We start from the raw sequence: 12782 nt of genomic DNA, 5'->3' as shown, positions 1-12782 counted from the left end.
GCAGGGGAGAGCGTGGCGATAATTTGACCGCTGATCAAATTCGATCCACCGTTTGCTTAGATCTCCGGCAGAAAAACTGGACAAGGTGCTCCATTTTTAGTCAGGAGCCTTAATCCTGAACTTCTTACTCGCTCGGCGAGTCGTATTGTTCGGCAACTTCCGCACCCGCAGCGGCTCGCTTTCTTAGGCGAGCGCGGCGACCTAAGAACCATGCGATAACACCGGCGCCCAAGATCCAGGGCGCGAAAGGGAGCCAATATCGGAGATTCAGCGAGCGGCGCGTCGGATGCCCGAGCGTAGCAATTCGTGTGTCATTATTAGGCGCCAGGCCGGAGATCAATTGCCGGTGGACAAGCAAGTCAGGATGCACAATCTCGCCGGCCTTCGCCATGTCGCAAAAGTCCTTGGCGACGTATTTGGATCGAATCAGCCCCGTCGCTTGATCCGGCAAATCATGATCCTTGTATCCATAGACGCGACTGTCGAAGCCTGCATGCTGCAGATAGAGAACATGATCGAACTCTTCCGCATCGTGCACTTCACCGTCATGGATATGTTTGGTTGGGAAATAAAGGGAATCGGTCGCCGCGGATTCAAATTCAAACGCCATCGGATGCGGCTCGATGGCGCCGGCCGCCAGTTGAAACACGGCAAAACCGAAATCGCGATACTCCGGAATCTGGTCCCAGGTCGTCGCCGGCAAGGTAAAGCGAGCATCCAGTCGGGAAAAGTCGGCCAACCGGGGAACGAACGACGCGACGTAATTTCCAACTTCAAACACTTGCAGCTTCCTCCCCATGTCGGACGTATAGGGGGATGCACACCCAATTCCGCGTAGCGGTACCGGGGGAAATCCGTCGTTCAGGTCGCCAAAGAAATCGCCGTAAGCCTGCATGTTGATAAATCGCAAGCTTTCCTCGCTGGCCGGTTGTCTCACCGGCAGCGGCAAGATCATGGCGTTCTCGTAGCGCGACTCGTATTTCATCTGATAGACGAGCGTTTGCGTCCCGCGCTCCGAAACGCACGCGAAGATTCGCGTACCTCCCACCGACATTACCGATTGAGAAAAGATGCACATGGGGATGAGTCCGACGGCGTGTTGGAGGGAGTGAACCAACTGCGGCCGATTTTAACGTGTGGTCGCCGCCCCGTCACCAATTTCCTCTAGATCGGAATTCGCCGAACCTCGATCGCAACTCGGCAATCTATACTGGGCTGTTCCACTCTTAGCGACCTTTCGAGGCGGCGGAATTGATGACAAATCACGATATTTTGCGGCGAAGTCGCGCCGCTTGGAATCATGCGGCGAAAAGCGGAAACCGCTGGTCCCAGCCGATCGACGCAGAGACGGTCGCTCGCGCACGGGAAGGCGACTGGCAAGTGATTCTGACGCCAAACCAAGCGACTCCCCGCAGTTGGTTCGGCGATCTCGCCGGCAAGCAGGTGCTATGTCTCGCCTCGGGAGGAGGGCAACAAGCGCCGACGTTAGCCGCCGCCGGCGCCGATGTCGTAAGTTTCGACCTCTCAGACGAGCAATTGGCGCTCGATCGTCAAGTCGCGGAGCGGGAAGGGCTGGCGATACGAATTGAACAGGGAGACATGGCCGATCTCTCGCGGTTTGCGGACGCCTCTTTCGACCTGATCTTTAATCCGTGTTCGACCGTTTTCATCCCAGACGTGCTGCCGGTTTGGCGCGAGTGTGCCCGCGTGCTGCGTCCTGGCGGCCGCTTGATGACTGGATTTATGAATCCCAGTTATTTCCTGTTCGACCATGAAGAAGATGGGACGACCGATTCCCTTTTGGTTCGCCATCGCTTGCCGTATGACGAACTTGAAAACGACGATCTCAGCGAGACGCGCCGCCGCCAATTGGCTGACGGCGAAGCGCTCGAATTCAGCCATAGTCTACAAACGCAGATCGGCGGGCAACTTGCCGCCGGTCTGGTGCTGATCGATCTCTACGAAGATTGGTGGACCTCCGACGCGACGCGGCTCAATCAGTTTTCGCCAACGACGGTCGCCACGTTAGCAATGAAGCCGACTCACGCGTCTGTCGACTAGTTTGGCGACTCGCCGTTGTACTCTCCGCGTCGCTCAGGCGGCGGCAGATGATCTTTCAGCTCGAAGTGGGGACGTGCGTGGCTATTGATGAACGCCGCGACGTCGATCGCTTCTTGTTCCGTCAGATCGGCGTCGTCGACCGGCATGCCAACCTTGACCCATGACGCCAACTTGTCGACGCGGCTGAGCCCGGCGCCATCGTTATACGACTGATCGCCCCAGACCGGCGGGTTGTCGAGATCGCCGGCGCCTTCTTCGCCGTGACAATCGGCGCATCGCTGTTGATAGACGATCTTTCCCCGTTCCACGTCCGCGGGTTGATGCTTGGCGAGGTCAATCGCCGGCACATGATTAGGGCCGAGCGGCTTTTCGGCATTCATCTTGATGGCGGCGCCGGTCGAGAGCCATGTGATGTAGGTGGTGACGGCGACTGCAACTTCACTACCATTCGGAGGGCGGACGCCGTTCTGACTGCGCATGAAACAATTCAGCACGCGGTCTTCCAGCGTGATCACGCGCTTCTCACGCGGCGACCAGGCCGGATAGGCGACGGCCGTTTGCAAGAAGCTCCCGGCCTGGGGATGTTTTCCACCTTCCAGATGACACGACGTGCAGCGGAGCGTGTTGCCGACGAACGGCTTGGAAAGAGGATGCTCGTCGGTCCGCATCACGATCTCTTCCCCCAGCCGCACCACTTCTCCAAGCTTGCCGGCAGGGTAGGGGAGGGGAGATTCCTCGGCACATGCCATATTCGCCGACAGCGCACTTACAGCGATTACGGAGAAGGCTGTGATCGCCGCCCCAAACTTACCGCGTCTCATTCGTTGATCCCTTCGCTGATTTTCCGGAAGGGGCAGCATCGTTTCGTCCCAGTTTCAGCCTAGCCGAAAAGATGCCCGCGGGGAGTGCGTCGACTCACAAATCACCCCTCGGAAGTCCGAAAAGCGGCTTATTCGGTCGAGGGAGCAAGCTGAGGACTGCTATCAGCGACCGCTACACGATCGCCCCGCGGCAACGTCAGCGCTGCGATCAGGCTCAGAATGATCGAAGCCCAAAAGAAGTAGAAACCTTCCAGCGGATGGATCGCGGTGCCAAAGGGAAGCGACTTCGTCAGCAGCAGCGAGAATGCGACCAGAAAAACTTCCAGCATCGACCAAGGCCCCATTCGCTCGGCCCATGCCCGATAGAACGCAATCCGTCGCATGTCGGAGAGTCGCAGCGCGGACAGAGTCAGCACCAACAGCTTCAGCGTCGGCAGCATGATCGAAAATGCGAACGCGATCGCTCCCAGGAACGTATGCTCGTGCCAAATCGCCGTGATGCTTCCCATCAGCGAGTAGGTGTTGTCATCCGAAATGAACCAGACCACCAATCCTTCGATCGGCCCTAGCTTTTCGCCCGGCGAAACCTGCACGAACGGCAACGCAAGCCCAGCGACGAAGCAGACCGCCGCCGCCGTCGTAAACAACATGCACCAGACGCGCCAGTTGCGCAGGATCGCTTGCATTTTCTTACTCCGCCCCGTTACTCGCGTTCCCACGTGTAGGTAATCCGCTTGCCGAGCAGGCTCTCCTTGGTGGTCGGAACTTCGTGAATCCCTTTCCAAAACGTGAACGTCCCCGAAGTGCCGAAAGCGAGTTTCAGATCGCCCACCAGGTTGCCCGTCGTTAGCTTGATCTCTCGACCGTCGTCGTCCTTGCTCGTTTCGACCGCGCTGATTTCGCCGTCCCCATTTTTGACGATCAGCTTCTTCCAGCCGATCGCCTCATCGGCGCGGCGAATTACGATGTTCGTTTCGTCCGTCTTCCCGGTATGTTCGATCACGTAGGTCACCTTACCGTCGCTGCTGTCGAACAGGACGCCGGCCACGTTTTCCGGCGGCGCCGGCTTCCGCGGCTGCGGCACGGGAGCCGCCTCCGTTTCAATCAGCGTCTCAAACGGAATGTCGGCCAGCTTCCGACTTCCCCACCAGACGAGCATCTTCTGATCCCCTTCAGCCGGCTGGAAATGGCTCAGGTTAATCAGCAGCGTGAAGGGGCTCGACTCGCTGACGATTACCGGCGGCAGAAAACGAGACTCTTCGGCGCCGACCACTTCGACCCGATACTCGATCGTTTCGTCATCCGGTCGCAGCAGACCAAAGCCGGAGATCTCGACGATCCGGGGAGATTCGTACTTCACCGCCGCCAGCTCGCCGCTATAGGTGTGCAGTTCGTTCAGCTTGATCCGGTTCGGATTGACCAGGTCGACGAACGGGTCCAGCGGCCGCACGTCGATCTTCAGGTTACGCAGCAGCTGAATCGCCTTGTCGCGCGACTTCTCGGCCTGGATCTTGGGGAGGGCCTCTTCGAGCGCCGTCTTGAGCGCATCGAGATACGCTTTTAACCGCGCGTCGGCGTAGGCGACGAACCCTTTCGCGACCGCTCCGTGCGAAATGAGCGTGTGGTCGGCGAAGTATCGGGCGTCATGCGACAAGAATTCGGCGCCCTCGATCTTCAGCTTGTCGATCATATGATCGGCGGCCGCTTGAACTTCTTCGGGGGCGCCGTCGGCGACGCGGTTGAATTCATTGATCGCTTCGATCGCGTCAGTGACCTGCTGCGTCAGATCGCCGTTCAGCGCGACCGGTTTGCAGGAAGTGAATAGGAGCAACGTACACGCGGCGATGGCGATAGGACGGAACATCATCGATGTCCTTTTTGCGAACTTGGGGGGAATATCGCGGCTGTTTAAACACCCCTCCCGGGGCCGGCTGCGAAGTCGGTCGTGAAAGCAACGCTTCTAGATGCGTCCCATTCGCCAGAATGCGTGACGCGGGGCGCAGTAGGGGCGCACACTCATTATTCGCACACCTCGGCGGTTTATTTTGAAAAAGTGAAAATCAGGTGCGGCAAACCACACCGGCGCACGAAAAAGTCCGCGTCAGCACGGGCCGACGCGGACTTAGCGTTTGCGAATTCTTTTTGCAACAAGCGATTAAAATTCCGACAGCACCTCGGAGCCTCGCGTGGTCGACAGGGCTCGCCAGGTATCAAGCTTGATGTTCTCCGAAACGAAGCGAGCCGAGCCGTCGCATAGAACGGTCTGCACGCCCCCTGGATGTCGACTGCGCGAACCGAACATCGTCGGGTAGCTGCCGGTCGCAACGACGCAGGGGAGATTCCGCTCGGGCTGATTGGTGCAATAGGTCGCGGTGTAGAGAGCGTCTGGCTGCGACGAGTTGGGGGCCAGGTACGTTTCAAAGCCCGAGGCGTCTCCCCAGTAGGTATAGCCGCGCAAATCGAGCGGGCTTTCCGCCCCCTGCAGCACTTCCGCCGCCAGCATCGTGTTGGAGGTGCCGTCAACGACGTCGCGGAAACCGTAGATCTTTTTGGCATTGCTGCCGTTGTAGGAGAACGGGGCGCCGCCGAACTTAACGCCGTTCAGGTCGTCTTGTTGAGCGTACCCGGTATTCCCGAAGTTCACGGCGTAATTGTGGGACGCGACCCCGACCGTTCCGCTGGAAGAGACGTTGTTGCGCGGCGAGTCGCTGGGGCAGGTTAACATCTCCAGTCGTTTGCTGGTTACGTCGATGTTCGCCGAGCTGCCGTAGGTATTGCCGGTGTACTTCAGCGTGAAGTCGTAGTTGTCGTAGAGCGCCGTTTGCTCTAGTTGCGGCAAGATGGCGACTTGCCAGGTGCCGTAGCAGCAACCGATCGAGCCGTACGGGAACGTCCCGTAGGTATCGTGATAGTTGTGCATCGCCAGCCCTAGCTGCTTCAGGTTGTTTGAGCACTGCATCCGGCGAGCCGCTTCGCGAGCTTGCTGCACCGCCGGCAACAACAGCGCAATCAAGACGCCGATAATCGCGATCACCACCAGCAGTTCCACGAGCGTGAAACCGCGAGCTCTTTTTCGAGTCATTGTCATACGTTTGTCGATCCCCAGATGAAAAGATAAAGCGAATAGGAAAAGCGTTTGTATTAGCGACTAAAAATCGCCTAGCACTTCGCCGCCGCGCGTGGTCGCCAGCGCGCGCCAAGTGTCGAGATTGATGTTCTCGGAGATGAACCGGGCCGAACCGTCGCAGCGTAAGATCTGCACGCCGCCGGGATGGCGACTGCGCGATGCGAGCGCCGCTGGATTACTGGTGGTCGATGTAATGCAGGGGAGATTTTGCTCCGGCATGCTAATGCAGTCGCCGCCGCTAAACGAGTCAGGCTGCGAGGAGTTGGGCGACAAGTAAGCGGTAATGTTCGAGCCGAGCGACCACCACGAGAAACCGCGCAAGTCAGTCCGCTTTCCTTGCAGCACTTCCGCCATCAGCATCGTGTTCGACGTTCCATCGACCACGTCCCGAAAACCGTAGTAAAGCGAAGTCGTCGCCGAATTCGGGGCGAACGGAGCTCCCCCAAACGTGACGCCGTTCAGCGTCGCTTGCTGCGAATAGCCGGTGTTTCCGTAGTTGGCCGCGTAGTTGTGCGACGTCATCGAACTGATCGGGGCGTTCGGTTCGTCGCTCGGGCAGGTGAGCGTCGCAATTCGTTGCTTCGCAACCCCGATGTTGATCGAGGCGCTGTAGCGATAGGCGTCGTCATATTTGTTCGACTGATCGTACTGCTCGTACAGATTCCCCTGTTCCAGCTGCGGCAAAATCGCCAGCTGCCACGTTCCCCAGCAGCATGAGTAGTTGCCGGCTGGGAACTTTTGATACGTATCGTGATACGTATGCATCGCCAGGCCAAGTTGCTTCAGGTTGTTCGAGCATTGCATCCGACGAGCCGCTTCGCGAGCTTGCTGCACCGCCGGCAGCAACAGCGCGATCAACACGCCGATAATGGCGATCACCACTAACAATTCGACAAGGGTAAACCCGCTTCTTTTGATGTGCGGAGTCATGGTCATGTCCTGTAGGAAGATTCGATCACACGTAGGTTGCATGACGGGGCGATCGATTCCATCCAGCCCTAAGGAATCGCCAACTCAAACTTGTTTTCGCCTCCCGCTTCGACCGTGATCGTTTGCTCGCTTTCGACGTTCCAGGTTTTCGGCACGCGTTCCTTCGCTACCTTCGACGAATCGCCAGGCGCTTCCCCTTCGGCCAGAACGACCGGCGCCGAATCAGGACTCGAAACTCGCACCACATAGACGCCCGGCGGCAAACCGCGCTGTTTGGAGATTTCAAACCGACCAGCCGTGATGACGGCGCCGCCATTGGTACCGTTGGCCGAATCCTGCGGCTCGAACAGAATCGCCCCGGTATCGAGCGGCTCTCCCTTCAGCGTCACCTCGCCAACGACCGCTTGACGATTGAGGGTATCTTTCGGTCCGCCGCAGCCGATCAATGCGGCGCACGCGACCGCCGCAAGAACCATTCCGTATCCGTAACGCATTGCACGCTCGCTCAATGAAAAGAGAAGAACGGGGAAAGGAGGGAAGCTACCGCCGTTCGACAGCGCCGGCCTCCGAATGCCAAGTCAAAAATCGGGAAAAGATTGCTCGATATATCATCGACACGCCCGATTATTTCACGTGATATTAATAACCGCTAGGCAATTAATTCCCGTTTCCAATCATTTATTGGCAAAGCGCCTTGCCGCAAAGAGCGAATTGATACAAGCGGTAGAGTTGCGTATGGCGCGAAATGGACGCATTATTCCTGCGGTAGTGGAGCCTGAACGCTCGACATGAGATAAGCGATCAAGTTCCGCGTCTCCTCGTCCGATAGCTTTTGCAGCTGTCCTTCCGGCATCAGCGAGACCTTGCTGGTCTTCATTTCGTCGATCTCCTGCCGGTCAATCGTGAGCGACTCTTGGGCCGATTGCAGCGTCAGCGTCCGCTCATTCATCTGGCTGACCACCCCGTTCAGCACACGGCCGTCCTCCATCGCGATCACCACCGTCCGGAAGTCGGCGCCGACGCTGGCGCTCGGATCGATCACGTTCTCCAGCAGGTAGTCAAGGTTTTTCCGATTGGAGCCAGTCAGGTCCGGCCCCAACAAACGTCCTTGTCCGTACAACACATGGCAGCTGGCGCACGTCTTGTTGAACAGCACGCGTCCCGCCGACAGATCGGCCTGTTGCAGCGCCGCTGGCGAAAGCTTTTCGCGATAGGCGTCGATCTGCGCACGCTTCTCGGCGGCGCTGACGCGAATGTCTCCCCAGAGCCGCGTCAGATCGCGCGTTAAAGCCTCATCCTCGAGCGAAGCGATCTGGCGAGCCTGAAACGCCGAGATCTCGCTGGCGTCAATCCGCTTCGCTTCGACCGCGTCGAGCAGCACTCGCGCGGAGCTCGGTCGCGACGCCAACGTTTGAATCATCTCGCTGCGTGCGGCGGCGTCGAACTTGCCCGAGCGTTCCAGAATCTTCGTCGGGATCGCCGGATCGTCGTACTGCGACAGACCACGCAGCGCGTCAACCGTCATCCCAGAGTCATCGAGCAGGGTCACCAGCGTCGGCACATAGTCCAGCGGGCGACTCACCAGCAGCGATCGGAGCGCCGATCGTCGCGCTTCGGCCGGCAGCTCCTTGTCGGTCACGATCGCGCGGATCTCGTCCATCGCGCGGCCGTCGCCGAAGACGACGCTCAAACCTTGCACCTGCGTCCGGATTTCTTCGTCCGAAGATTGGCCAAACTTCTTCGCCGCCGCCGACCAATGGGCCGGCGCCGCCGCTTTCTGCCAACCGTTCAGGCCTGCCGACATCCCGCGGATCACGCTTTCGGGATAACGGCATTTCCCTTCCGTCGCCAACTGCAACATCTGATCGACCGCCGCCGGATCGCGTTCGATCTCCAGCGTCATTCGCCGCGCGACCAGTTCGGTCAGCAGCGGCATCGCCGACTTTTCGATCAGGCCGATCGCTTTGTTCAAATCGAGGGGAACCGCAGGCTCAATGCCGTACCAGATCATCAGCGGCAAGAGGCCATCGTGCGCGTACTCGTCCCGAGCCGCCAATCGCATTGCGATCTCCCACCGCAGTTCAACCGGCAGTCGCTGCATTGCGGAAGCGAGATGTAATTGCACCAATCCCGATGGATCCTCGGCTGCGACCTTTTGTAGCGCTTGCAACGCCGTCGCCGACGGAACTTCGCCTGTCTGCGTCGTAAGGTCAACCAGAAACTTGAGCGCCGCGCAGCGCTGGTACTCGTCGTCGTTCTTCAGTTGTTCGATCCACCACGCTTCATCGGCGCCGCCGGTCGTGGCAATCGTCTCCAAGAGGCGAATCCGCGTGATCGCGTCTTTCTCCGCCTGCAACTGCTGCTTCAGCTTCGCCTGCATCGCCGCCGTTTCTTCCGCGGACTGCGCTGCGGTTCGCTCGGTCAATACGCGACGCGCTTGCCGAGCCCACCACGTGTTGCGATGGCCGAGCAACTTGATCAACTCCTCGTTCGATTCCTTTTGCAAGTCGAACGGGGCGAGTGGCTTGGGCTCGCCATACGTCAACTTGTAGATCCGTCCGCTCGTGTGATGAACGCCGTCATGATCATGACATTCGCCGGTGTCGCTCCAGTCGGCGATCAGCACGCTCCCGTCCGGCCCGGTCAGCAGTTCCATCCCGCGGTACCACGGATCTTGCATGAAGCAGAAGTCCGGCCCATGCGTCGCGACGTATCCGGCGCCATTGCGTTTCAGGATGTCGGCATTGAGCCGTCGCCCATGCAGGTTCAGCGTGTAAACGCGATCGCGATACTCGGCGGGCCAGTTGTCTCCCTGGTAGATCATCAGCCCGATGTGTGCGTGACCGCCCCCGGCTTCGCTGGTGCTGTCGGTCAATTCCTTGCGAACGTCCGACCAGCGCTCTCCTTCGTCCCAGTGAACATGGTCGGCGACCTGCTTGATCAGCTGATACGAGTGGGGATTGATGTCCAGGCCGAACATCCGCTCGGTGTGGGCGCCCGGGATCACTTGCCACAAATGCCCGATCACCGTGTTGATGACGAACATCTCACCATGCTTATCAAAGTCGAAACCCCACGAGTTCGTCATCCCGTGCATCACCGGCTCGGCGACGCCGCGTGTCGGATGGTATCGCCAGACGCCGGTGTTGATCGCAAACCGCTGCGAGTCGCTGGCGCCCGGCTTGCCGATCAGACTCGTCCCCAAGATCCCGTGGCGGCCATACAGCCAACCGTCAGGGCCCCATTTCAGCCCATTGGCCGGGGTATGCGAAACGCTGCTCGCTTCGACGAACCCGTCGAGCACAACAACCGGCTCGCTATCGGGCACGTCGTCCCGATCCTGATCGGGAATGAACAACAACTGCGGCAGACAAATCGCCCAGACGCCGCCGTTGCCAACCTCAATGCTCGTCAGCTTTCGCGCCTGATCCCAAAAGACGGTCCGCTTCTCGTACGTTCCATCACCGTCCGCATCTTCAAAGATCAAAATCCGATCGCGAACGTCGTCGTTGAATCCGCCGAATCCGCCGCCAGCCCAACTGTGGTTCTCAGCCACCCAGAGTCGCCCGCGTTCGTCCATCGTCATCGCGATCGGATTCCGCACTTCCGGTTCCGCAGCGACGACCGAAAGCCGAAACCCCGGCGGCAACTTCGCCGTCGCGGCTACTTCGCTTGGCGCCATGGGCGATTCGGTCGAGCGTTCCGAGTTTGGCGGCACGGGATACTCGTCGGCCGCAGCCATCGCTCCCAGGGCCAAACCAGTCAGGACAAGCAGACTCCGCAGACAACGCGATTTCATATCGAACCAAGCATGATGAGAGGGGAGGGGAGAGGCGACCATCGTAATGGACCGCCCGGTGGGCAGTGGCGTTATTCTACATCACCCAGCGGCCATCGCGAACTTCTTCTCCTCACTACTTCTTCCCATCTTCCGCTCGAATCTCGTTCTCTTCCTCCACCACCGGAAACTTCTCGGCCCCGTTCACCTTCACGACCTGCGCCTTTGCGTCCCCGGTGAAGACCTGGTTCCGCAGCACTTCTGACTTCGCCGTCATGTTCTGCAGGACAAACGCCGTCTGATGGAAGCGTTTTACCTGGTTCTCGACCGCCGAGATCTCGCACTCTTGCGCAACCAGCGCATGGCGCCAGTTGTCGAACGTGTTGCCGATCAGCTCGACCTTCGAGCCAGGCAGGGCCCAGACTGCGAAGTTAGGCGGGCCAACTTTGCGGAACTGCGTGCCGTTGAGCTCGCAGCGATCGATCCGAACCTCTCCTTCGACCCGCACGCCGGCGACGCCGCCCCCGGTCAGCTTATCGCCTCCCATCATCACCTTCGAATCCGCGAAGATCATCACCAGCGGGGGCATGCCGCCGGCTCGCGAGATCTCGTTTTCAACCATCGTCACGTTCCAGCCGGAATGAACTCCGATCGCCACTTGCTTGTTGTCGATCACCCGGTTTTTCACTACCAGCGCCTCGCCCTTATCGCTGTTGGCGAAGCCAAGTCCAGCCGTCTTGTTTTCATGGACGTAATTCGCGATCAGCTTGCCGGAGGCGTTGTCCAAGCCGATCCCGGCCGCTCCATTCTCATAGCATTCGTTCTCCCTGATCTCCGCGGTTGCATGCCGCACGCCGATGCCGGCCAGCTTGTTGCGGTAGCACTTGTTCTTCACGATCGTCGGCGCCGCGTCTTCCTCGGCGCCGATCCCGGCCATGTCGTTGTCGTAGCACTCGTTCCCTTCAATCATCGGCTTGGTCGTCGCTTCGGTTCGCACGCCGATGCCGGCTCGCCGGTTCTTGTAGCAGCGGTTCCCCTTGACCGTTGGGGACGAACCTTCACTGATCCCGATGCCGGCCCGGATGTTGGCGTAGCACGTGTTGTTGATCACCATGGGGCTGGCGTGGTTATGTCCGATGCCGGCGTAGAAGTTCTCGAAGCAGTCGTTCTCTTCGATCGTCGCCTTCGTCTGCCGCATCGCGCCGATGCCGCCGCCCATGTTGCGGTAGCAGACGTTGCGGTAGATGTGCGGTTTCGCCATGCTGTCGGCGCTGCCGAAGGCGCCGATCCCCGTGTCGCCGATATGATGCACCAGGTTGTGCTTCACCACGCACGTGACGTCCGGGATCGAGATCCCCGGCGCCGGGCTCGCGCCGATGTGCTCATGCGACTGCAGGTTCCCCTGGGTATCGTAATTCCGCTGCCATTCCGCTTCGTCGTAATGGCCGAAGTTGCGGATCGTGAAGCCGTCGAGCACCGCGTCGGCGGCCATCGTCACCGCCGAGCCTTCGCCTTCCAGCTCTTTCCCATCCAGGATCGTCCCTTCGGCGCGAGCCAACCCGCGTTCGCCCCGCGTGTCGTTCCCGTCGCTCTTCAGCGTGACGCCGGCCTTCAGCTTGATCCGTTCGCGATAGACGCCGGCTTTGACCAGCACGGTATCGCCCGTTTCGGCCGCATCGATCGCGGCTTGAATCGCCGGGAAGTCGCCCGGCACGGCAATCGTCTTGGCGAACGCATCCGACGCCAACGTCGTCAGAGTCAACCAAACAAAACCAGCGACAAACGTCGCGCGTAAAGAGGGGAAAGCCATGGGTGGGTCTCTTCGATAGGAGGGTGATGTGAGGGGACCCTCATCATACGACGACCCAAGCCTTGCCGAAAAGCAAAATCCCCCGCCCCCATCACCACAAACCGGCTGCGATCTCCCCCTCCGGACTGGACCAGACCGCCACTTTTTTTCTGGGTGCCACGGCTCTGTGAGCCGTGTCTTCACAGGACGAGCATCTCCCACTCACCCATCAACGGACCTCAATAGTATGGACCGCTCACGCCCATTTTTTTTCCC

The 12782-nt window shown here is 59.5% G+C and carries 10 protein-coding genes; 1 reads left to right on the top strand and 9 read right to left on the bottom strand.

What is annotated here, in order from left to right; translation table 11 throughout:
* Window positions 1-124: 124 nt before the first annotated feature.
* The gene (locus LOC68_RS24740) at window positions 125-1078 is read right to left on the bottom strand and encodes a hypothetical protein (RefSeq protein WP_230223908.1); all 954 of its coding nucleotides are present in this window, start codon (window positions 1076-1078) and stop codon (window positions 125-127) included.
* 176 nt (window positions 1079-1254) lie between these two features.
* Here LOC68_RS24740 and LOC68_RS24735 point away from each other — a divergent pair, with 176 nt between their 5' ends.
* Entirely contained in the window at window positions 1255-2061 is an 807-nt protein-coding gene (locus LOC68_RS24735; protein WP_230223906.1) for a class I SAM-dependent methyltransferase, read from the top strand.
* Here the strand turns inward: LOC68_RS24735 and LOC68_RS24730 are convergent.
* From LOC68_RS24730 to LOC68_RS24695, 8 genes are all read right to left on the bottom strand, one after another.
* Window positions 2058-2882 (bottom strand): c-type cytochrome, encoded by an 825-nt coding sequence (locus LOC68_RS24730; RefSeq protein ID WP_230223904.1) that lies wholly within the window; start codon window positions 2880-2882, stop codon window positions 2058-2060. The genes LOC68_RS24735 and LOC68_RS24730 overlap by 4 nt on opposite strands.
* 128 nt (window positions 2883-3010) lie before the next feature.
* Window positions 3011-3568 carry a paraquat-inducible protein A gene (locus tag LOC68_RS24725; protein WP_230223902.1) on the bottom strand — a complete coding sequence of 186 codons (558 nt, stop codon included), beginning with the start codon at window positions 3566-3568 and terminating at the stop codon, window positions 3011-3013.
* A gap of 17 nt (window positions 3569-3585) precedes the next feature.
* Window positions 3586-4749 carry a hypothetical protein gene (locus LOC68_RS24720; protein ID WP_230223900.1) on the bottom strand — a complete coding sequence of 388 codons (1164 nt, stop codon included), beginning with the start codon at window positions 4747-4749 and terminating at the stop codon, window positions 3586-3588.
* Window positions 4750-5037: 288 nt separating this feature from the next.
* Window positions 5038-5964, bottom strand: a complete 927-nt coding sequence (locus LOC68_RS24715; protein WP_230223892.1) for a DUF1559 domain-containing protein — start codon at window positions 5962-5964, stop codon at window positions 5038-5040.
* 66 nt (window positions 5965-6030) lie between these two features.
* Window positions 6031-6939, bottom strand: a complete 909-nt coding sequence (locus LOC68_RS24710) for a DUF1559 domain-containing protein (protein ID WP_230223889.1) — start codon at window positions 6937-6939, stop codon at window positions 6031-6033.
* A 68-nt stretch (window positions 6940-7007) separates the two neighbouring features.
* On the bottom strand, window positions 7008-7433 hold the full coding sequence (locus tag LOC68_RS24705; protein ID WP_230223887.1) for a hypothetical protein: 426 nt from the start codon (window positions 7431-7433) through the stop codon (window positions 7008-7010).
* A gap of 260 nt (window positions 7434-7693) precedes the next feature.
* The gene (locus tag LOC68_RS24700) at window positions 7694-10738 is read right to left on the bottom strand and encodes a PVC-type heme-binding CxxCH protein (RefSeq protein WP_230223885.1); all 3045 of its coding nucleotides are present in this window, start codon (window positions 10736-10738) and stop codon (window positions 7694-7696) included.
* A gap of 115 nt (window positions 10739-10853) precedes the next feature.
* Complete coding sequence (locus tag LOC68_RS24695; protein ID WP_230223883.1) at window positions 10854-12527, bottom strand: right-handed parallel beta-helix repeat-containing protein; 1674 nt, start codon at window positions 12525-12527, stop codon at window positions 10854-10856.
* Between the last annotated feature and the right edge of the window lie 255 nt (window positions 12528-12782).

Origin of the sequence: Blastopirellula sediminis (assembly GCF_020966755.1) — a bacterium.
Lineage (GTDB): Bacteria > Planctomycetota > Planctomycetia > Pirellulales > Pirellulaceae > Blastopirellula > Blastopirellula sediminis.
The sequence above is the reverse complement of the archived record's forward strand: the minus strand, read 5'-3'. Positions and strand labels throughout refer to the sequence as shown.

Bases quoted from the DNA above. Each gene is read 5' to 3' on its own strand.
- LOC68_RS24740 (WP_230223908.1), bottom strand. From the start codon at position 1,078: ATGTGCATCTTTTCTCAATCGGTAATGTCGGTGGGAGGTACGCGAATC.
- LOC68_RS24735 (WP_230223906.1), top strand. From the start codon at position 1,255: ATGACAAATCACGATATTTTGCGGCGAAGTCGCGCCGCTTGGAATCAT.
- LOC68_RS24730 (WP_230223904.1), bottom strand. From the start codon at position 2,882: ATGAGACGCGGTAAGTTTGGGGCGGCGATCACAGCCTTCTCCGTAATC.
- LOC68_RS24725 (WP_230223902.1), bottom strand. From the start codon at position 3,568: ATGCAAGCGATCCTGCGCAACTGGCGCGTCTGGTGCATGTTGTTTACG.
- LOC68_RS24720 (WP_230223900.1), bottom strand. From the start codon at position 4,749: ATGATGTTCCGTCCTATCGCCATCGCCGCGTGTACGTTGCTCCTATTC.
- LOC68_RS24715 (WP_230223892.1), bottom strand. From the start codon at position 5,964: ATGACTCGAAAAAGAGCTCGCGGTTTCACGCTCGTGGAACTGCTGGTG.
- LOC68_RS24710 (WP_230223889.1), bottom strand. From the start codon at position 6,939: ATGACTCCGCACATCAAAAGAAGCGGGTTTACCCTTGTCGAATTGTTA.
- LOC68_RS24705 (WP_230223887.1), bottom strand. From the start codon at position 7,433: ATGCGTTACGGATACGGAATGGTTCTTGCGGCGGTCGCGTGCGCCGCA.
- LOC68_RS24700 (WP_230223885.1), bottom strand. From the start codon at position 10,738: ATGAAATCGCGTTGTCTGCGGAGTCTGCTTGTCCTGACTGGTTTGGCC.
- LOC68_RS24695 (WP_230223883.1), bottom strand. From the start codon at position 12,527: ATGGCTTTCCCCTCTTTACGCGCGACGTTTGTCGCTGGTTTTGTTTGG.